This is a genomic window from Janthinobacterium sp. Ant5-2-1 (assembly GCF_001445815.1).
In the GTDB taxonomy this organism is placed as follows: Bacteria; Pseudomonadota; Gammaproteobacteria; order Burkholderiales; family Burkholderiaceae_D; genus Janthinobacterium; species Janthinobacterium lividum_E.
The window spans coordinates 15271-35850 of sequence record NZ_LNCE01000043.1 but is presented as its reverse complement, the minus strand read 5'-3'; the positions used below and the strand labels follow the sequence as shown (position 1 = coordinate 35850).

General features: G+C 61.8%; 18 protein-coding genes. 6 read left to right on the top strand and 12 right to left on the bottom strand.

The annotated features are described in order from the left end of the window. Nucleotides 1-413: 413 nt before the first annotated feature. Complete coding sequence (locus ASN89_RS14515; RefSeq protein WP_160309277.1) at nt 414-3263, top strand: TonB-dependent receptor; 2850 nt, start codon at nt 414-416, stop codon at nt 3261-3263. A 52-nt stretch (nt 3264-3315) separates the two neighbouring features. On the opposite strand, the gene ASN89_RS14510 is transcribed toward ASN89_RS14515, so the two are convergent. Both ASN89_RS14510 and ASN89_RS14505 read right to left on the bottom strand, forming a co-directional pair. Continuing rightward, nucleotides 3316-3570, bottom strand: a complete 255-nt coding sequence (locus tag ASN89_RS14510; RefSeq protein ID WP_058049736.1) for a hypothetical protein — start codon at nt 3568-3570, stop codon at nt 3316-3318. A gap of 21 nt (nt 3571-3591) precedes the next feature. Continuing rightward, the gene (locus ASN89_RS14505) at nt 3592-4377 is read right to left on the bottom strand and encodes a DNA/RNA non-specific endonuclease (RefSeq protein WP_058049735.1); all 786 of its coding nucleotides are present in this window, start codon (nt 4375-4377) and stop codon (nt 3592-3594) included. Nucleotides 4378-4594: 217 nt separating this feature from the next. Here ASN89_RS14505 and ASN89_RS14500 point away from each other — a divergent pair, with 217 nt between their 5' ends. Then, the gene (locus ASN89_RS14500; RefSeq protein ID WP_046682807.1) at nt 4595-5122 is read left to right on the top strand and encodes an SRPBCC family protein; all 528 of its coding nucleotides are present in this window, start codon (nt 4595-4597) and stop codon (nt 5120-5122) included. Nucleotides 5123-5199: 77 nt separating this feature from the next. Here ASN89_RS14500 and ASN89_RS14495 read toward each other — a convergent pair whose 3' ends face one another. The 6 genes from ASN89_RS14495 to ASN89_RS14470 all read right to left on the bottom strand — a co-directional run bounded on the left by ASN89_RS14495 (nt 5200) and on the right by ASN89_RS14470 (nt 12383). Then, a complete protein-coding gene (locus ASN89_RS14495; protein WP_058049734.1) occupies nt 5200-6213 on the bottom strand; it encodes a response regulator in 1014 nt (337 codons plus the stop codon). Continuing rightward, nucleotides 6206-7303, bottom strand: a complete 1098-nt coding sequence (locus tag ASN89_RS14490; RefSeq protein WP_058049733.1) for a hybrid sensor histidine kinase/response regulator — start codon at nt 7301-7303, stop codon at nt 6206-6208. The genes ASN89_RS14495 and ASN89_RS14490 overlap by 8 nt, the downstream gene beginning before the upstream one ends. Before the next feature lies 1 nt (nt 7304). After that, nucleotides 7305-8648: a sensor histidine kinase gene (locus ASN89_RS14485; protein WP_046682810.1), complete on the bottom strand. Its 1344-nt coding sequence runs from the start codon at nt 8646-8648 to the stop codon at nt 7305-7307. Further along, entirely contained in the window at nt 8648-10042 is a 1395-nt protein-coding gene (locus ASN89_RS14480; RefSeq protein ID WP_046682811.1) for a class I SAM-dependent methyltransferase, read from the bottom strand. Before ASN89_RS14480 ends, ASN89_RS14485 begins: the two co-directional genes overlap by 1 nt. A 413-nt stretch (nt 10043-10455) precedes the next feature. Beyond that, the gene (locus ASN89_RS14475; protein ID WP_046682812.1) at nt 10456-11481 is read right to left on the bottom strand and encodes an AraC family transcriptional regulator; all 1026 of its coding nucleotides are present in this window, start codon (nt 11479-11481) and stop codon (nt 10456-10458) included. Continuing rightward, nucleotides 11481-12383 (bottom strand): GGDEF domain-containing protein, encoded by a 903-nt coding sequence (locus ASN89_RS14470; protein ID WP_058049732.1) that lies wholly within the window; start codon nt 12381-12383, stop codon nt 11481-11483. Before ASN89_RS14470 ends, ASN89_RS14475 begins: the two co-directional genes overlap by 1 nt. Nucleotides 12384-12689: 306 nt before the next feature. On the opposite strand from ASN89_RS14470, the gene ASN89_RS14465 reads away from it, so the two are divergent. Both ASN89_RS14465 and ASN89_RS14460 read left to right on the top strand, forming a co-directional pair. Continuing rightward, on the top strand, nt 12690-15221 hold the full coding sequence (locus ASN89_RS14465) for a TonB-dependent receptor (RefSeq protein WP_058049731.1): 2532 nt from the start codon (nt 12690-12692) through the stop codon (nt 15219-15221). A 14-nt stretch (nt 15222-15235) separates the two neighbouring features. Beyond that, complete coding sequence (locus ASN89_RS14460) at nt 15236-17104, top strand: phytase (RefSeq protein WP_058049740.1); 1869 nt, start codon at nt 15236-15238, stop codon at nt 17102-17104. 60 nt (nt 17105-17164) lie between these two features. On the opposite strand, the gene ASN89_RS14455 is transcribed toward ASN89_RS14460, so the two are convergent. Both ASN89_RS14455 and ASN89_RS14450 read right to left on the bottom strand, forming a co-directional pair. Further along, nucleotides 17165-17581 carry a hypothetical protein gene (locus tag ASN89_RS14455; protein WP_058049730.1) on the bottom strand — a complete coding sequence of 139 codons (417 nt, stop codon included), beginning with the start codon at nt 17579-17581 and terminating at the stop codon, nt 17165-17167. Nucleotides 17582-17663: 82 nt separating this feature from the next. Next, nucleotides 17664-18143 carry a hypothetical protein gene (locus ASN89_RS14450; RefSeq protein WP_152988568.1) on the bottom strand — a complete coding sequence of 160 codons (480 nt, stop codon included), beginning with the start codon at nt 18141-18143 and terminating at the stop codon, nt 17664-17666. Nucleotides 18144-18362: 219 nt separating this feature from the next. Here ASN89_RS14450 and ASN89_RS14445 point away from each other — a divergent pair, with 219 nt between their 5' ends. Continuing rightward, the gene (locus tag ASN89_RS14445) at nt 18363-19241 is read left to right on the top strand and encodes an EamA family transporter (RefSeq protein ID WP_058049728.1); all 879 of its coding nucleotides are present in this window, start codon (nt 18363-18365) and stop codon (nt 19239-19241) included. Between the two features lie 129 nt (nt 19242-19370). After that, the gene (locus ASN89_RS14440) at nt 19371-19778 is read left to right on the top strand and encodes a c-type cytochrome (RefSeq protein ID WP_082654575.1); all 408 of its coding nucleotides are present in this window, start codon (nt 19371-19373) and stop codon (nt 19776-19778) included. A gap of 88 nt (nt 19779-19866) precedes the next feature. On the opposite strand, the gene ASN89_RS14435 is transcribed toward ASN89_RS14440, so the two are convergent. Next, the gene (locus ASN89_RS14435) at nt 19867-20217 is read right to left on the bottom strand and encodes a hypothetical protein (RefSeq protein WP_058049727.1); all 351 of its coding nucleotides are present in this window, start codon (nt 20215-20217) and stop codon (nt 19867-19869) included. 12 nt (nt 20218-20229) lie between these two features. Further along, nucleotides 20230-20493 carry a DUF378 domain-containing protein gene (locus tag ASN89_RS14430; protein WP_051991725.1) on the bottom strand — a complete coding sequence of 88 codons (264 nt, stop codon included), beginning with the start codon at nt 20491-20493 and terminating at the stop codon, nt 20230-20232. Between the last annotated feature and the right edge of the window lie 87 nt (nt 20494-20580).

Sequence of the window (20580 nt, the reverse complement as noted above, 5' to 3'; positions counted from 1 at the left end):
ATATAAAAATGCCATTTAAAACAAGAATGATTATAAATTACTCCTTAAAAAACAATATGTTAGAAAATTTATGGTGTATTTTTTTCATTGTCTATTTACTAATTTTCAGATATTTCCTAGCATAGAATCTTTTTCCTGCCATCAATTTTTTACCGAATATGTAAGCATAAAAATATTCTGGATAAACTGTTGTGTCAACGTGACAATATTAAAAAAAGCATGGCGCAACTTTTCCGAAGATGTTTTTATAAAGGTCTAGGCAAAACTGTTTATACGGTTCTGCAACAAAAATCGCTGAAGCGATCCACTAGACCGGGAAAGCCGCACATCGCACAACGATGGTCGGCCATGTGTTCAGCAGTTGAAATTCGATGGAGAATATTTTGCTTAAAAAAATAGTCTTGAAACAAAGCGTGATCGCAGTCGCCCTGACCTTGTCTTCCTCGCAGCTGGTCTACGCGCAACTGGCACCACAGGAGCCGGCGCTGCAAAAAATTCTCATTACAGGTTCGAACTTGAAGCGGGCCGACAAGGAAGGCACCTCTCCTGTCGATGTGATTACCGCCAAGGATATCAAGGACAGCGGCGTATCGACCGTTGCCGAACTGATGAAACTGGTGCCATCCATGGGCTCCGACACCAACCAGGACCAGGCCAGCGGCAGCGGTTTTGCCAAGGGCGTCGCCACGGCCTCGCTGCGAGGACTGGGCTCAAGCTCCACACTGATCCTGCTGAACGGACGGCGCATGACGCCTTCGGCCTACGCCGACCCGAACAACGGCAACTCCACCCTGTATGACTTGAACAGCATCCCGCTGTCCGCCCTGGATCGCGTCGAAATCCTGAAAGACGGCGCATCGGCCGTCTACGGCTCGGACGCCATCGGCGGGGTCATCAACTTCATCACCAAATCGAACTATCGCGGTGCGCAAATCGCCGGCAACGCGGGCGCCAACGACGATGGCTTGTTCCGCCGCAAGAACGTAAATGGCTTCTTCGGCACGGGCGACCTGGACGTCGATGGCTACAACGTCTTCGTCGCAGCCGACTTCTCGCAACGCGACCGCGTTGCCCGCCGCGACGCCAAGGATGTCGCCTACTCGACCTATCAGGATTTGAACGGCCGCTTCCGCTCCAACTACTCGAGTTCCGTCTCGAAATACGCGACCGTGTACCGCGAATCATCGCCAGGCTCGCGCAACTTCGGCGTGACGCAAGCGACTGCGCCTGCGCGCGTAACCTTCAACCTGGGCTGCGACCCGTCGGAACGCATTACGGGCGGCACCAAGGATGGCCTGCTGCCAACGAGCATCCTCATTGGCCGCACCTTCTGTAACTATGACCTCGATCAATTCCTCGAAAGCCAGGGCGACGGCCGCGATGCCAGCGTGTTAAGCCGCGGCACCTTGAAGCTCAGCAGCAGCGTCACCGGCTACGCGGAAGCGGCTTACACGCGCTCCTCACGCTCGTACACGGGCGCGCCGATCTCCCTCGGCACGACCTCCGTCACCAATTACATGGCGACGGGCCTGGCCGATCCATTCCAGGCCATCCTGCCGATTGGCCATCCGGACAACCCGCTGACGAATGCCCGCGCATCGGTTGCCTACCGCTTTGAAAACCTGCGTGGCGGATCGGAAACGGTCAACCAGAACATGCGCCTGCTGACGGGCCTGCAAGGCGATCACTTCGGCTGGAGCTGGGACACCGGCCTGCTGTGGAACCGCTCGGAACGCGATGAAACGCAATATGGCCGCCTGTACCTGCCAACCTTGCGCAAACTCAATACCGGCACCTCGCTGGCGCAGCTGGCGGCCGATCCGACCATCGGCTACGATCCGAAAAGCGAAGGCGTAGCGGAAATCGTCCAGCTGGACGGCAAGGCCAGCACGGAATTCGGCAAGCTGGGCGGCGGGGCCATGGGCCTGGCTATCGGCTTCGAACTGCGCCAGGAGAAAATCCGCATCGATCCGGACAGCAAGGTTGCCAACGGCGAAATCTACGGACAATCCAATACCATCATCGACGGCCAGCGCAACGTCAAGTCGGCCTTCGTCGAACTGCGCACGCCATTCACCAAGAGCTTCGAGATGGACTTTGCCGGCCGGGTAGACAAATATCCTGGCATCAAAACCAACTTCGTGCCGAAAGTGGGCGCCAAGTGGACCGCCACGGATACGCTGGCCTTCCGCGGCACGTATGCCGAAGGTTTCCGCGCTCCCGCCCTGTCGCAAGTGACGCCAGGCGGCGCGCAATTCTTCCTGCAAGGCGTGTGGGATCCGAAACGCTGCCAGGAAGATGAAAGCACCCCGCGTCCCGGCGGCGTGACGGCCGACTGCAGCAAGTCGATCTCTGGCGTCGGTGGCGCCAATCCGGACCTGAAGCCGGAAACGTCGAAAAGCTACTCGCTGGGCCTGATCTACTCGCCAACCTCCAACATCGACGTGGTCGTCGACGTGTACCGCGTGCGCAAGGAAAAAGAAGTGGCGCTCGGTACGGCCAGCGAAGCGCTGAAGAACGAAGACCGCTCGCCGGAAAACGTCCTGCGCGACCAGAACCCGGCCAACTTCATCACGGACGCGAACGGCAATCCGATTCCCGGCACGGGCACCTTGTTGTCAGTCAAGACACCTTGGTCCAACCAGGGTTCGACCGAACTGCGCGGCGTCGATTTCGAAGGTCGTCTGCGTAACAAGCTCGGTGAATGGGGTTCGCTCAGCACCGCCTTGCGCGGCACGTATGTCTACAGCTACAAGCTGGAGCAGCACGAAGGCGACACGGTCAACAACGTCGCGGGTACCCGTCCTAACCTGTACGACTGGCAATTGTCCACCGGCACCGACATGCCGAAGGTCAAGGCTTCGCTGACCACGAACTGGACGCGTGGCGACCATAGCGTCAACGCTTCGCTGAACTTCGTTGGCAGCGTATCGCTCAAGCGTAGCCGCGACGGCGCCGAGATCTACGACCAGCCTTTCTGTTCCTTTGGCACGAAGAAGCCTACCGATGCGGCGCCGGATCGCAATACCACGATCCCTGGCTACGAAACGGCCTTCCCGGACTGCAAGGTCGCCAGCTGGACCACGGTGGGCCTCGGTTATACGTACACCGGCTTCAAGAACCTGAGCCTGGGCATCAACATCCAGAATCTGTTCGACCGCGCCGCACCGTATGATCCGGACTACCCAGCCGTCGGCTACAACGAAGGCTTGCATAACGCCTATGGCCGCTACTTCACCTTCAATGCGCGCTACACGTTTTAATTAACGCCATGCAAAAGCAAACGCCTCCTTCGGGAGGCGTTTTTTTTGACCACTACTCGAAGGGATTGGCTATGGAGGTCACCTCGGGCGGCGGCAGCTGGTCCGGCAGTTCCTGCTTTTCCAGCTGCGCCACCACGTCGGCCAGCAGTTTTTGCAGCTGTTTGGCCAGGGCCAGGCCCGGCTTGTCCAGGGTCAGGTCGATGTCGCCGCTGATGCTGATACGGTCGATCCGGTTTTCGATGGTCAGGCTGCCGATTTCCAGCACATCGCTTTCATTGGCATACGGGACGAATTTGTTTGCGCACATGGGATTTCCTTTTTGACGGTCTTATTTTTTGGACTTGCTCTTCACCTTGGGCAAACTCAGCATGCGCAGCTTTTGCTGGCGCGTCAGCGACGGTAACAGATCGATGCCGATCCTGTCTTCCAGTTGTGCAATGCTCAACACTTCATACGTCTTGGTGTCGACGTTTTCAATGAAGTAGGCAGCGCCGGCGCGCTGGCGCGGGCTGTACACGGCCTTGTACAGATGGCTGGGCACGATCACCCGGCCCACCTTGCGCAAGTTGCCGCCAATAAAAGCCGGCCCCGTGATCACGTACAGGTCGCCCTCTTTCTTGGCCATCTTGCGCACGGCGCCTTCGATGCCGGCCCACACATAGCGGTTGTTGCGTGAGTCTTGCGGCACCATGTTGGCCAGGGTAAAACTGTCGCGCTGGCTCTGGCGGTCCGGCATGTCGCCGTTGGGCGCCATGTGGCCACGGTCGAAGCCGCTGCGCGCATAGTCGGCCAATTCCGCGCGCTGGGCGGCGGGCAGCTTGCGTTCGGCGTGGAAGGAGTTTTCGCGCGACAAATCCTGCGCCGCGTCCAGATTGTTCGCCGTCAAGTGCTCGGCCGACCACAGCGGCGTGCGCGTGATACCCGAATGCATCACGCCAAACACGTTGTAGCACAGCTCTTTGGTCGCCACGTCCAGCTTGGGGTTGCTGATTTCCGGCTTGCGGCCGTCGACGTAATGGGCGGGACAGGTATCGGCATGCGCCAGGTTCGCGGCAAAGGCGGAAGCCAGCAAGCCGCACGCCAGGGTCAGCCTGGCGATCGATCGTTGAATCATATTTCCCTAAGTGAAATCTTTGCAGGCCAGCATTCTAGCGGACGCGGGCCGTCACCACAAACCCGCACCAGCCTGGCGTGCGCGCCTGGAAATGGGCAGACAGGCGGGCCTGCGCAGAGCTGGCGCAAATAAAGGCCAACAGGCCGCTCACAGCCATTCATATCTGCTAAGATTGCCTAGATTCGTTCGCATCGACCATTCAAGATTTGGAGAGCATATGATCAAAAAAACCCTGCTGCTGATCGTTGTCGTCGTCGCCGCCATCCTCGGTTATGCCACCACCAAGCCCGATACTTTCAGTGTCCAGCGCGAAATCACCATCAAGGCCCCGCCCGAGAAAATCGCCGCCCTGATCACGGACTTCCATTACTGGGCCGCCTGGTCGCCGTGGGAAAAGCTCGATCCAGCCATGCGCCGCACGTTTGCGGGTCCGGCCAATGGCCTGGGCGCGCAATATGCATGGCAAGGCAATGACAAGGTGGGCGCCGGCCGCATGGAAATCACGGAAGCGGCCCAGCCCGAACGCACCGTCATCAAGCTGGACTTCCTCAAGCCGTTCGAAAGCCACAATACCACCACCTTTACCATGACGCCGGAGGGCGACGGCACCAAGGTGAACTGGACCATGACGGGCCCCAGCCCTTACGTCAGCAAGGTCATGACGGTCTTCGTCAGCATGGACAGGATGATCGGCAAGGATTTTGAAAAAGGCTTGAACAACCTGAAGGCGGCCGCGGAACGCTAAGCCCGCTCGCAGCAAATGGAAACAGGGTCCGCGTGGCCCTGTTTTCTTTGGCGCCGGCCCCTTGCGGGCCGGACTGATCAGAACTGCTCGATCCAGGCCGCCAGGTGGTCTGGCGTGAGCGCCGGTTCAGCCTGCACTACCTTGCCCTGCAAGCCCAGTTCCGTCTTGCTCAACTGCAGAGACCACCCGCGCCGCGCCAGCCACAGCAAGCTGGCCAGCCAGAACGAGTGGATGGCCGAGACGGGCGCCGTGGTCGGCGTTTCCAGGAATTCCGTCAGCAGCCGGCCATCGAGGAACAGCGCCGTGCCGCCCTGGTTTTGCAGCGCCGCGCCGAACACGGGCAGCAGCATGTCGATCACCTGCTCCACGCCACGCCCCGGATGCTCGCGCTCGAGCGTGTCGAGCTGCTGGCGCACGGCGGCGGCAAAGGCCGTGCCGCGGAAGGCTTCCGAACTGACCAGGTCGGCATAATCCATCAGCAGCCAGTTCGGCTCGGGCGGCGTGACGCCGGCCGTCAGGGCCGCCGACAAATACGCTTCCACGGGCAGCTGCTGTTCCGGACCGGCCAGGCTGGCGCACAAGGCGTACAGGGTGCCGATGCGGTTGGCAACGGCTTGCCGCTGGCGCACCATCAGTTTTTCGCGCAGCAACTGGGCGTGTTCGTTGCGCAAGCGCGCCAGTTCCAGCGCCTGTTTGAGTTCCATGCGCAGCGCCGCGATATCCCATGGCTTCTGGATGTAGCGGTGGATCTGCCCCTGGTTGACGGCTTCCACCGTGTGCTCGAGTTCGGAATACGCGGTGGTCAAAATACGCACGATGTGCGGATGGCGGTCCCAGGCGTATGACAGCAACTCGTTGCCGTAAGCGCCGGGCATGCGCTGGTCCGACACCAGCACGGCGATGCGGTCGGCCTGCTCGTCGAGGATGCGCTTGCCCTCCTCGACCGAAGTCGCCGTCAGCACGTCGGCCAGCGGCGCGATGGCGCGCTGGAAGTATTTCAGGGCGTTGGCCTCGTCATCGACGTAAAGTATCGTCGGCAAGCCTTGCGCCGGCTCACGCTGAGCCGGTAAACGCAGATTGGCGTCAATCATGCTCGTTCCTTATATGTACTGGAAAATTCAGGGTTACCGTGGTGGAGGCGCCAAACTCGGTGGCGATATCGAGGTTGCCGCCGAACGACTGCATCATGCGGTGGCAAAACACCATGCCCCAGCCCTTGCCTTCGCCGCCGCTGGCACTGACGGGGTCGATCAACAGCTGCTCGACAATCTCGGGGGCGATGCCGGCGCCATTGTCGCGCACCGTGATGCGGCCGGCATCGATGCGGATGCCGATCACAGGATGGGCTTTCTCGCCGGCCGAACGCAAGGCATTTGCCAGCACGGACGATAATATCAGCGCAACGCAATTGGGCGACTCGGCAATGGAGAAATCTTCGCCCACTTCGACCGTGATGGCGGCGCGCTGGGCCGTGCTCAAGGGATAGCTGTCGAGCAAGGCGTCCAGCAACTGGCGCGCGCTGCCGGCGCGGCGTCCTCCCTGCATGCCCGGCCCAGCGCTGGCCAGGCGCACCGTGTCGATAAAGCTGGCCAGCACGGACAGGCAATAGCGCGCATTGTCGTGCATCAGGGCGGCCGCTTCGCCGATCTCGGCCTGCGATGCGGCGTCCGCCTGCGCGCGCCGCGCAATGCCGCGCGCAAAATTGGCGATGGCCGCCAGCGGCGTATTCAATTCATGTGCGAGGAAAGCCAGCGACTCTTCCATCGCCACCAGGCCCTGGCGGCGCGCGGCCCGTTCGCGGCCCGTCTGCACGGCCAGCTGCAGCGCCGTTTGCATGGCGGCCAGGTCGAGCGGCTTTTCCAGCAGGCGGAACAAGGTGCCGCCATTGATCAGCTCTAGCAGCACATCCTTGTCCGCATACGCGGTCACCAGCATGCAGACGATGTGCGGATAGCGCTGCGCCACTTCCTGCAGCAACTCGCTGCCCAGGCGGTCCGGCATGCGGTAATCGGTGACGAGCACGTCGATCTGGCCGGCCTCGTCTTCCAGCAGAGCGAGCGCCGCATCGACGCTCTGCGCCGTCAATACGCGGTAACGGGGACCGACGGCGCGCTCGAAATACTTGCAGGCGAGCGCTTCGTCGTCCACGTACAGCACGCTGGCGCGGCTATCGCTGTCCATGCTAGCGGCCCTCCCAATCGGAGCGCTGCAAGTCGAAATTCATGCTGGCCCATTCGCCCAGCTCGCTTTCGGCGCTCAATGTTCCGCCGTGGCGCTCGATCACGCCATAGCTGATGCTCAGGCCCAGTCCCAGTCCCTGCCCCACTTCGCGCGTGGTGAAGAACGGCTCGAACACGCGCGCCAGGTTTTCCGGGGCGATGCCGGGACCGTTGTCGCGCACGCTGATGCGCAGGCGGTTGTCGTCCCAGTGGGCCGTGATGCGGATCTCGAACGGCGGCGCGTTGCCCTTGCGCATGGACAGCACTGCATTGCCCAGCAAGTTGATCAGCACGCCCACGATGGCCGCCTCGTCGCCGCGCACCAGAGTGTCGACCGGCAAGTCGTGGCTGATGCTGACATTCTTCGTTTCATGGCCCACCAGGCGGATGGCCGCGTCGAGCGCGCTGCGGAACTGAAAGTGTCCCGTTTCCAGCTGGTTGCCGCTCTTGCGGTAGGCAAAGGTCTTCAAGTCGGACACGATGTGCTGCACGCGCAGCATGCCCTGCTTGGCGTCGGCCAGGCATTCGCTGACGAGCGCGCTTTGCTGGGCCGCCGGGTCTTCGATGGCCACTTCGATGGCCATCATGCAGAAATTTACGGGGTTGTTCACTTCATGCAGCATGCCGGCGGCCAGAGTGCCGATGGCGGCCATTTTCTCTTGCTGCAGCATCTGCCCCTTGATATCGGCCAGGCTTTTGTTGGTTTCTTCCAGCTGCGTGTTCTTTTGCGCCACTTCCGCCTTCAGCTGGAACAGCATGAAGCGGGCGCGCTCGTTGAAATAGGTGAAGACGGCGCTGATGCTGGCCGACATGATGAGGAACAGACAGTTGACGACAAAGGTGCCCGGCAAGTCGAAGCCGCCCGCATGCCAGGCGCAGGCGACCACGTACAGCAGGCAGGAGATGGCGCCGAAGACCATGTTTTGCCACAAGCCGAACGCCAGCACGATGCCCGACGAATAAATGGCCAGGGTCATGCCCACGTAATAGATCGAGGTGGCGCCTTCCGTGACGGCGATCATCCAGGCGATCATGATTTGCGGCAGGATCAGCCAGACAAAAGTCAGCCCCTGGATGCGGTCTTGCGCCCAGCGCGTGCGCATGGCCAGCACGACGCAAAAAATCAGCACGGACACGACAATGCGCGCGCTGGTAAACGCCGACTGCTTGTCCGGGTACAGGGCTGAATCGAGGCCCATGCCCAGCAGGATCAGCACGATGCCCGTGTACGCCCCGCCGCGGCTGAATTCCAGGCGGAAGTCGCGCAAAACGGCCGTGTAGCCGGCGTGCAGGCCTGGAGTATCCATCAAGGAATGCTCACTTCCGCGAACACATTCACGCCCGTCGCGTCGACATAGATCAGCGGATTCGTCGCATGCTCGGGCAGCAAGGCCGACAGGCCCTCTTCATTGCGATAGATCAGATGCCACTCGAGCAAATGCTCCATGCCGAACTTGCCCGGGTTATTCGCATGCACATTGGTGACGAGCAAACGTCCACCCGGCCCCACGCGCGAGGCAAAGTGCATCAGCAGGCGCGCGCACACCTTGTCGGACAGGTAGTCGAACAGGCCGGCGCAATACACGGCGTCGAAACTGCCGGGCAAGCCCGTGATGCCCGAGCCATGGCGGCGCTTGAGCAGGTTATGCACGGAATCGTGCACATAATCGATCTCGACCACTCTTCCCGTGCGCTGCATGATGGTCGTCAGGCGCGCGCGCGTCCAGTCCAGGGTCTCGCTGCTGAAGTCAACCAACTCGAAGGCCAGCCACTGCGCGTCGGGGCACGTCTCGAGGAAACGCTGCACCTCGATGGCGGGACCGCAGCCCACGTTGAGTACCTTATACACACGCCCGGCAGCACGGGCCGCGGCGGCCTTTTGCGACAGGAATTCCGTCAGGATATCGATGCGGTTGCGGTGCGCCGTGGCGACGGCCGCCTGCAGGAAAGCCGCATTGACGATCTGAAAATACGTGCTCGGCCCCTGGCGCGGATCGTCGAGCAGCTGGTTGACCATCTGGTAGTCGCCCGCATAGCCGAGCGGCTTGGTAAACGTGCGAAAGACGAACGGTGCGCGCAGGATCAAAGGATGCAGCGCCGCCTGGGCGAACGCGCGGTGGGCCGGCGCCCGCTCTTCCTCGACGAGCGAGGCTTCCACCTCGAGCTGGCGCAAGTACAGCTGGGTCTGCTCCATCAGCGGCAAGGCCAGCTCGTCGAAGATATCGGGGCGCAACCGGCCGTTTTCCTTGGGCAGCGAGTCGGACAAGTCGACCTGCTCGACCCAGCGCGCCACTTCCGACAGAAAGGCGCGCATTTCGTTGACGACGATCTGGTAATCGCGGCGGATGCGGAAGCGCTCGCCCCAGCCGGCGACGAAAGCGCTGGACTCTTTCAATACGGCGCCCTTGACGACGACCACGTCACTCAGCTCGCGCCACTCGTCGATCAGGGTCACGGAAACGATGGCGGTCAGGCCCGTGTTGACGCTGCTGATGACGACGGCCTTGCCCACGTAGGCGTTCTTCGCCCCCATGCGCACCGTCACGTCATTGAGCACCTCGCTGACCTGCACAATCGAGTATGGATTGTAGATTTCCATGACGAGCGAATTGCGCTGCAAGTTGAAAATCGTGCCGCGCACCGCCTCACCTTGGGTGTTGCGGAAACTGACGACTGGATCGATCTGCGATTGTGAATACACGATTGAGCATTATCAAGTTGCCCGGTTTCCGGCGCACCACACTGGTGACACCAGATTCCAGGCTGGGTTAAGGCACGGCACACCGGTCGTTTGCCGCCGGCGCCGCCATCGCAATGGCGGTATTGCGGCGTCGCGCGACGCCGTGCCGGAGCGCCTCAAAGCGCGTCTGTTCGCTCTCTGATCGAGTGTACTATGGATGTAGCAGAACGGGCAATTGTTCCCTCAGGAACAACTGCCCGTGGCGCTGGCGCGCAACGTCCGACAAAACCCGCGCGCCCCACATGGAATGGGCGACGCCCATCAAAACCGTAGCGAGCGGAAGTGAATTGCGGCCGAGAAGCGCAACTGTGCTCTAGCACAGTGAGCATCGCAGGCCGTAAGTCACGACGCGCAGTAGGTTTTGATCGGCGTTCTCATCCAGCGACGAACAAGGCCAGCGCATGACGCAGCAACTGTGGTGTTTGCCCCGTCCAGCGCTTGAACGAACGGCGGAAGTTGGTGGCATCATGAAAGCCGAGGTAAGCGGCCACGGCGTCGTTGTCGTAGCCATGCGCCTGGAACAGGTAAATCGCCTTGTGCGCGCGCACCTGGTCCAGCTCGGCCTGGAAATGCGTGCCATGACGCGCCAGATGGCGTTTCAGGGTAGCGGGACTGACGCCGAATTCCTGCGCCGTGCGCTCCAGGGTCGGTGCGCAACGGATATTGGCCAGCAGGTAGTCGTACAGCGCACCGAGCAGGCTGGCCGCCGGCACGGGCGCCAGTGCCGCCGCGCGCAAGGCCAGCGCGGCCGCCGTGGCATTGCCGCGCGGCCAGGGTTTATCGAGCCAGCTGGAATCGATGAGCATGGCGTCGACCTGGCAATCGAAACGCAGGGCCTGGCCCAGGTGCACCTCATGCTGCTCCACGTGACGGGGCCGCGCGCGGTTGAAGCAGAAGCGCCACGGCAAGGACTCTCCGGCCAGCCAGCGGCACATGGCCGCCAGCGCCGTCATGTGCATTTCCACCAGAAATGGCAACTGGCTGGGCGCGCCGAACGCATCGACCCAGTACAGCACGTGCATGTCGCCCGCTTCGCGCAAGCGCGGTTGCAGCAGCGGACACAGCAAGGTATGAAAGTCGCACAGCATGGTCAAGGCCTGGCGCAGATTCTGCGCCTGCAGCAAGGCATGGCTGGCCGCGCCGTAATGGCCGGGCAGCATTTGCTGGCCCAGCATGAAACTCGTGTCGGCACTGTCCAGGCCGCGCGCCACGTTGGCCAGCAATTGCAGGTATTGCGCGGCGCTGACCTGGCTTTCCGCGGATGGCAGCGCGCCGCCATCGAGGCCCGTGCCCTTGAGCAGCGGCGCCACAGCCAGCTCCCGGCTGCGCGCGTAATCGAGCACCAGCGCCGGCTGGTGATGGGCCGCGATGCTGGGGTCGCCTTGCTGGTTCAGCGGCATCAGGCAGGCGCGGCGGAACTGATCCCGGCACCGGAGCGTGGCGTCTCCACGGCCCGGCTCAGCTCGGCCAACACCACTTCCGGAACGCCATCGGTGAGCGAGCACGCATGCCGCAAGCTCAAGCGGATTTCGCGGTTGTCGTTGGCGTAGTGGCGCATCTGCCCCACCATGGCGCACAGGTGGCGCGCCTTCACGGCCGCATCCTCGCGCGACACGCCCGGCATCAGCACGGCGAAGCGGTCGCCCGCATAGCGGCACAACAAATCATCATTGCGCAAGTTCAAGAGCAGCATGTGGCCCACGGCTTGCAGCACGCGGTCGCCTTCGCGGTGGCCGTATTCGGGGTTAATCAAGTGAAAGCTGTCGATATCGAGCAAGACCAGCGCGCAATCGAGGCCGGGCCGACGTTCCTGTTCCAGGCGCATCTGCGTGCGCAAATAGCTGGCGTCGGCCAGCTGCGTGATGCGGTCGAAGGCGCGGTGGTCGCGGAACAGGCGTTCGCGCTTTTGCAGGTGCTCGTTCAAGCGAAACTGTTCCTGGCGCCAGTAATACATGCCGATCGTCACCAACAGCATGCCAAACGGAATCAAGCCTTCGAGCCAGTTATCCCACACGGCGCTCTTGTCGATGGCAAAGAATTCGTCCAGGCAATCGGCCCAGGAACCCAGCATGATGGCGCACAGGCCGCCGGCGATCAGGCTCGTCACCAGTCCGCGCGGGCGGCTGCTGAGGGTAAACAAAAACCAGATGCCCGCCATGACGGCCGTGCCGCCTTCGCAGACGATATCCATCCACTTCCAGATGGCAATCGGTTTAGGGTGCCCTAACGTGGCGTACAGGAACAAGAACAGGGGCAAGGCCAGTGCGGCGGCAATCAGGCTGTTACGGTGCAATGGCAGCATGTGGGAAAACCTTTAAAAGTGGTGCTGTCGCCACGATAGCGCCCGCCCATGACGGCACGATGACATGCCCCACGCCCGTGCGGCAGGTGCAAACGGCTCATCATTACCTTGGGCGCTCATGCAAATACGGCATGCCACGCCCCATGTGCCCACGACCGGCAGGTCATTTCAGCTCACCAGGGTTCATTTCCGGCCGGAAAGCGTTCATGGGCCGTTGTTTTCAGGGTGGCAAGCCCTTGCCTGTCACGCAATCGTCATATTTGCTGCCTAGAATCCGCCCGGTTCCTTCCCCTAACCGAGCTCTTCATGAAAACCATGCACACTTCGTTCCCCTCCCCGCTGCGCCTGACGGCCCTGGCCCTCGGCATCATGGCCGTCTTTAGCGGTCAAAGCCATGCGCAAGATGCGGACGGCCAGCCGGCCGCCACCGTGGTCGTCAGCGGCCAGCGCGCCAGCCTGCGCAACGCCATTGCCGCGCAAGAGAAAGCCGACAACATCATCAGCGTCATCAGCAGCGACGATATCGGCGGCTTGCCCGACAAAAACGCGGCCGAGGCGCTGGCCCGCTTGCCGGGCGTATCCGTGCAGCGCGACCAGGGCGAAGGCCGCTACATCACGGTGCGCGGCCTGGGTCCGGACTTGAACGCCGTCACCATCAACGGAGCCCTCGTGCCGTCGCCGGAAGCGGGCCGCCGCGCCGTGGCGCTCGACATCCTGCCTGCCGGCCTGATCCGCACGCTGGAAGTCTCGAAGACCTTGCTGCCGGAAATGGACGCCAACTCGCTGGGCGCCACGGTCGAGGTCAAATCGCTGTCCGCCTTCGACTTGCCGGGCAAGCTGCTGTCGGCCAACGTGGGCGCCAGCTACGATGAAAAGACGGGCAAGACCAGCCCCAGCGGCGGCGGCCTGTGGGCCCAGCGCTTCCTCGACGGCAAGCTGGGCGTGGCAGCCGGCCTGAGCGCAGAAAAGCGCTCGTTCGGCTCGGACGACGTGGAAACGGGCGGCGCCTGGAGCAAGGGTAAATTGTCGGGACTGGAATTGCGCGACTACCTGCCCGTGCGCAAGCGCGGCGCCCTGGCCGTCAACCTCGATTACCGTCCCGAAGCGGGCAACAGCTGGTTCTTGCGCTCGTTCGTCAGCGAGTTTTCCGACAATGAAGTGCGCGACCGCCTGACCATCAGCAATATCGCGGGCGGCAGCCTGGCCGAAGACCAGACGGCCAGCGCGCGCGCCGAGCGCCGCATCCGCCAGCGCAAGTACACGCAGCAAGTGCGATCGCTCGTGCTGGGCACGCAGCAGAAATCAGGCGACTGGACCCTGGACGTGAAAGGCGGCCTGAGCCGCGCCACGGAAGACACGCCGGAATCCCTGAACGATGGCCGTTTCCGGGGCACCAGCAATTTCGCCGGCATCAGCTTTACGGATACGCAGGAGCCGAAACTGAGCGGCCCCGCCTCGCTGTACGATCCGGCCAGCTACGCGCTCAACGCCATCACCCTGCAAAAACGCTATTCGAAGGACAATGAACACCATGCACGCATCGACCTGGCGCGCAAGTTCGACATCGCCACCCTGAAATTCGGCGCCAAAGTCAGCCGCCGCGAAAAGACCAATGACACGGATCAATGGGCGTATAACAGCAACAAGGCCACCAGCGGCAATTACTGGGGTGCCGGCTCCACGTCAATGAGCAATTTCGTGCAGGGCCACAATCTCGACTATGACCTGGGCAACATCGGCGTGGCGCTCGATCCGGCCCTGATACGCGCCCGCGTGGCGGGACTCGACCGCGCCAAGGCGCGCCTGGCCACGGAATCGATCATCAACGATTACCGCATGCATGAAGACATCAACGCCATGTACGTGCAGAACAGCTATGACTTCGACGCCTGGCACATCCTGGGCGGCGTGCGCGCCGAGCGCACCAGTTTCGAGGCGGCCGGCTCGCAAGTGGACAGCGCCGGCGTTGCCACGGCATTGACGCGCGAACGTTCGTACACCAACTGGCTGCCGAACCTGCAAACCCGTTATGACGTCGATCAAAAGACCAGCGTGCGGGCCGCCTGGACGCAAGCCGTCGTGCGCGCCAACTTCAGCCAGCTGGCGCCAGGCATCAGCCTGGCCAGCAACACGGAAGCCGTGATCGGCAACCCGGACTTGAAACCCTTGAAGGCGAACAACCTGGATCTCGGCATCGAGCGGGTGCTGGGCAACGACGGCGTGATGTCCGCCTACGGCTTCTACAAGGACATCAAGAATTTTACGTACACGACCAACCTGGCCGGCACGGGTCAATGGACGAGCTACACGACGGCAACGTCGTATGCGAACGGCGACGCGGCCAAAGTCAAAGGCATCGAACTGGCCTACATGCAGCCGCTGCGCATGCTGCCGGCGCCATTCAATAAATTCCTCGTCGGCGTGAACGGCACCCTGAGCACCTCGAGCGCGCAAATCGGCCGTTTCGACAAAGCCAGCAACAAGCAGATGAACCGCGACATCCGCCTGCCGGGCCAGTCAAACCAGGTGATGAACTTGATGCTGGGCTATGAAACGGGACCGGTCAGCGCCCGCCTGGCCCTCAACTACAAGTCGCCGTATCTGCTGGAAATGGGCGGCGATATCCTCGACCCAAGCCAGGACCATATCGTCGCCAGCCAGAAGCAGCTCGATTTCTCGCTGTCCTACCAGATCAACAAGCAGTTCCAGGTACTGTTCGAAGCTGCCAACCTGAACAACGAGAAATACTATGTCTATCAAGGCACGAAGCAATACAACGTGCAGAACGAACAATACGGCCGCACTTTCAAAGTGAGCCTGAAAGCCAGCGCCTTCTGATGATGTCAATGAACATGAATAACATAAAAGAAACCGTACTCTGCAGCGCCTTGCTGGCTGCCTTTTGCCTCGCGGGAACGGCGCAAGCCGCGCCTGTCCAGGCTGTCCCTTCCTTCACGCAGGAAGCGGAACAACTGGCGCGCCTGCCCGGCGGCGGCTGGCTGATCCTGGACAAGCATGGCTTGCGCCTGTTCGACGCAAGCGGCCAGGAACGGGACCGTATCGCCGTGCGCGCCAAGCAGCTCGACACGCGCAGCGACGGCAATAAAGTGCTGGCCGTCTTCCTGGAAGCGGACACGCAGCGTCCGCTTCCCGTGTCCGTCGACGTGCAGGCCGGCAAGCTCAATCGCCTTACGCCATTTCCCGTCCCCACGTTTTCCGTGGAAGCGTCCTGCCTCTACCGCGACGCCCAGCAGCTCGATCATCTGTTCTTGATCGGCAAGGATGGGCAAGCGGAACAGTGGGTGATGCAAAGTGAACAGCGCAGCCTGGTACGCAAACTCGCCTTGCCGCCGCACGCCAAGCATTGCCGCGCCGACGATGGCGCCCAGCGCCTGCTGGTGAGCGAGTCGAACATGGGTGTGTGGGCGTATGACGCCGACTCGGAAGGCATGGGCAAGCGCGAAGTGGTGGCCCTGCGCAAGCCGTATGGCCAGCTGGACGGCGGCGCCGGTGCGCTGGCCGTGCTGCCTGGCGGCGTGGCCGTGCTCGACGGCAAGGCGGAAAAGCTGCACCTGCTCGCCCATCAGGCGGGCAAGTGGACGGCCCAGCCGCCGCAAGCCGTGGCCTTGAACGTGCACAAGGGCGACAGCCAGCTGGCGCTCGATGGACATTCCTTGATGCTGCGCGGCAAGAACGGTTGGCAAGCGCGGCCATTGAAGTGGAATGGCAAGGCGGAAACATCGCCAGCGGTGGCCATCATCGCCCCGCAAGCCCAGACGGAACCGATGGCGCGCCAGGGCGACGCGGCCGACGACCCGGCCATCTGGCTGTCCAGCAACCCTGCCGACGCGCGCATCCTGGGCACCAACAAAAAGCAGGGACTGCTCGTCTACGACCTGCAGGGCAAGCAGACCCAGTTGCTGGAAGTGGGCCGCCTGAACAACGTCGACGTGCGGCAAAACATCAGCCTTGGTAGCGGCAAGGTCGACCTGGCCGTGGCCACCCAGCGCGACGACAACAGCATGATGCTGTTCACCATCAATGCCGATGGCGTCGTGGCGGAAGCGGGCCGTTTCCCGACCGGCCTGAAAAGCATCTACGGCATGTGCTTGTACCAGCCAGCCAGCGGCGGCGTGCAAGCGTTCATCAATGACAAGGACGGCACCTTTCAACAATACAGCATCGGCATGAACGGCAACAAGTTCAGCGCCACCCTCTTGCGCAGCTTCAAGGTCGCCACGCAACCGGAAGGCTGCGTGGCGGACGACGCCAACGCCAGATTGTTCCTCGGCGAGGAAACGCGCGGCATCTGGACCACCTCGGCCGACGCCGCCAAGCCCGATGCCCTCGCCATGATCCTGCCCGTGGGCGCACAGTTGACGGCCGACGTGGAAGGCATGGCCATCTACCGCAAGCCGGGCGGCAAGGCTGATTCTGGCTACCTGATCGTCTCCAGCCAGGGCGACAACAGCTACGTGGTGCTCGACGCGCAAGCGCCGTACAAGGTGCGCGGGCGCTTCAAGGTCGGCTTCAACTTGGCGGCCGGCATTGACGGCACGTCGGAAACGGATGGCCTGGACGTCACGGCCGCCAACCTGGGCGGCGCGTATGCGCAAGGCATGCTGGTGATACAGGACGGCTACAAGCGCCTGCCAGATGGGCCGCAGAACTTCAAGTATGTGGCGTGGGGGGATGTGGCGAAGGCCTTGAAGCTGGAGTAATGAGCATGGGGCGGCCAGTCAAGGCTGCCCCGTGTCCGATAGCGATATTAAAAATTGCCGCTATCTTGTAAGCGGCATATCGATGGCAAAAGGCAGGCTTTTGCCAAAAAAGTCCACCTTGCCTGTGACGGCCAGGCGTTGCGCCGACAATTCCACCAGGCGCAGATCCGCGACATCACGGTATTCCATCATGTAGAGCGCGGATTCACACTGCGGATTGTCGGCATCGACGGCAAGCATGTGCACGGGCGCGGCATCCGGTCCCGCAACGAGCAAGCCCTGCAAAGAGAAGGACGGCGGATACAGCGCCCATGACCAGGGCGCATCGTCGTCTTCCGTCAGCCGCATGAACACATCGTCGTCGGCTTCGACCTTGATATTGATTTCCCGCATCCCATCGGCGCGTGCCTCCAGGCTGACCCGGGATTTCGCGACATCCACTTCGAAATTGGTGTCGCCGATACTGAATACATGCATTACGCTGTTACTCCTGACTGACGCATGAATCTGCTGCCCGACAGACCGCTGGCGTCAGCCAGCAGAACTGCACGGGCACGCCTCAATCGCCCTGCTGTTGCCAAACCGCCTTGCCACCCTTGATATAGATCAAGGCACTGGCAGAGCCCTCTTTTGCCACCACGATGCCGTCCGTTTTCAGCTTGAGCGACTTTTCATGATAACTGTGCTGGAGCGAGCCCTTGTCTTCCACTTGCCAGATTTCCAGCCAGGCAAAATCATCACCGCCGTTGGACAAGGCATGTCCCGCACCGACGATCAGAGGCGCCGTCTTCTGTCTGAACAGGAAGACGATACCCTCTTTCTTGCTGTCCTTGTTTTTGACGAGAACAGCCAGGTCGCCCTTGCCGTCGCCATCGAAGTCGCCGCGCAAGACGAAGGGATTGATGCGGGCGCTGACTTCAATGCCTTCGCGTTTGGCCAGGCTATCGAGCTGTTGCGTCGCCCAGGCCGGCAATTGCGCCTGCGGCGGCAAGGCCTGCGCACCAGCCATGCCGGTGGCGAACACTAAAGCGACTGTCACTGCCATACTTCTGCAATTCATGGGACGGCTCCATCAAGACGAAGAATCGGGTGGCACCCGGCGGTTCCGGGTGTGCAGGCAGAATAGCATTATCAGAAAATACTTGCACTGCCTCAACTGTATCCGCTTCACATTCGATGCCCGTGCAGACGGATAAGTTACCGTCGCTTGCTGATCTGCCAGCGACTGGCGGCCTGTGGCGTATTAAAATACCGTCCCATGACCTCCCCCGCCTCGACCTCTTCCCTCCCCGACAGCATCTTGCTCCCTTCCCTGGCCGTATTGGGAGGGCAGATTTCCGTCAACCTGGGGGCGGCGATTGCGAAGAATCTGTTTCCCGTCATTGGCGTGGAAGGCATTACGGCGTACCGGGTGGGGTTTTCAGCGCTCATCCTGCTGGCCATCTTCCGGCCGTGGCGCTACCGCCTCACGCGCAAGGATGTGCTCAATTTGCTGGTCTACGGTTCCGTGCTGGGATTGATGAACTTGCTGATTTACCGGGCGTTTGCACTGATACCGATCGGCATTGCGGTCGCCATCGAAGTAACGGGGCCGCTAGCCGTGGCTATGCTGTCGTCGCGCCGGCCGCGCGATTTGCTGGCCGTGGCGTGCGCCGTGTTCGGCTTGTATTTGCTGCTGCCCCTGCAAGGCAGTCCGGGCAGCCTGGATCCTGTCGGCGTGGCGTACGCGCTGGGGGCGGCGCTGTGCTGGGCGCTGTACATCATCTTCGGCAAGCGCGCCTCGACCCTGCAGGGCGGCCAAGCCGTGGCCTGGGGCATGACGGTGGCGGCCATGGTAACGGTGCCCATCGGCGTCGCGTATTCGGGCACGGCGCTGCTGGCGCCATCGATTGCCTTGATGGGCCTGGCCATCGCCATGCTGTCCAGCGCCCTGCCATATTCGCTGGAAATCTTTGCCCTGCGCCGCTTGCCGCAAGGCGTGTTCGGCATGTTCAGCAGCGCGGCACCGGCCGTCAGCGCGCTGGCCGCCATGGTGGTGCTGAAAGAAATGCTGAGCCTGACCCAGTGGCTGGCCATCGCCTGCATCGTGTTCGCGTCGGCCATGGCGGCGCTGGGCGCACAGGGCGGCAAGCGCTAGCGGTATTCAGTGCATTCTGCAGCGACTCCTGCATAACTGCCTGGCATCGCTGCCCAACTGGCGGGCAGGTTTTGATGCCCGCCTGTAAAATGCGTCATCGCTTGCCATATCATGCATTCTGCCTCACCGATGACATCCACACTTCTTTTTCGCTTGCTCTCTCCTCTGGCCACGGCAACCCTGCTGCTGGCGCCAGCCGCCGTCGCGCAGGCTGACGCGCCGGCCGCCCTCAAGGGCAATGCGGAAGCGGGCAAGGCAGCGTTTCGCAAGTGCGCTTCCTGCCACCAGGTAGGGCCATCGGCGCGCGGCGGCTTCGGCCCCAAACTGACGGGCGTGATCGGCCGCAAAACCGGCACCACCACCGACTACAAGTATTCGGCGGCCATGAAAAACGCGAATATCGTCTGGACCGAGCAAAACCTGGCCAGCTTCCTGAAAGCACCGAGCGATTTCATTCCTGGAAACAACATGCGTTTCTGGGGCATCGGCAATGCGCAGCAGGTGGCCGACTTGCTGGCCTACCTGCGCACGCAGTAAACGCGCCCAAGTTGCGCGCATGCCATCCGCGCAGACAACACGCCACTACCGACGTGCACTCGCACCGTATCCAGTCCATGATGCCAGATCAAGCCTCCAGCGCTTGCAGCACGCCCTTGCGCTTCTTGTGCGCTGCTTCATAGGCACGCAGCCGCTTGCGCTGGGCGGCGGACAGGCCATTGAGCTTGTCGCGGATTTGCGCCACCGTCAATTGCTGGTAGCCTTCGATAGGCAAGTCCGGCGGTGACGCATCCGAAGCAGCGCCGCCGGCTTTTTTCCGCCCCTGCGCTTCCTTCGTTTCACCCGATTGCGCCCTTTGCTTGTTCACGATGCGCGCCGCGACTTCCTCCTCGCGGCCCCGATAGCGTCCTTCCTGCTTGAAATCCCGTTCCAGCTTCTTGAATTCGCGTTCACGCTTGGGGCTTGCACCGACAGGCATGTGTCCTCCCGTCTAGGGTTTGGCCGGCAACTTGCGCAGGCACAAATAAATGGAATACAGCGCCGCCAGCCCCACCAGTACATACACGCCGCGCGAAGCGGCCGTCATGGCGCCGAGGATGCTGGCCACGATATCGATATCGAACAAGCCCACCAGCGCCCAGTTCAAGCCGCCCACGATCAACAGGATCATGGAGATCCAGTCGACCACGTTCAAGCGCTTTGCCGACATTTCCTGTTTTGCCGCACCATCCGATCCTGCCTGGATATTCGCCATATCAGCCTCCTGTAAGAAAGAACCCGCCGCCGGGTCTATCAAGGAACAGTGTAGGCGCGGCGCCGGCATGCGCCAGTCGGACGATGC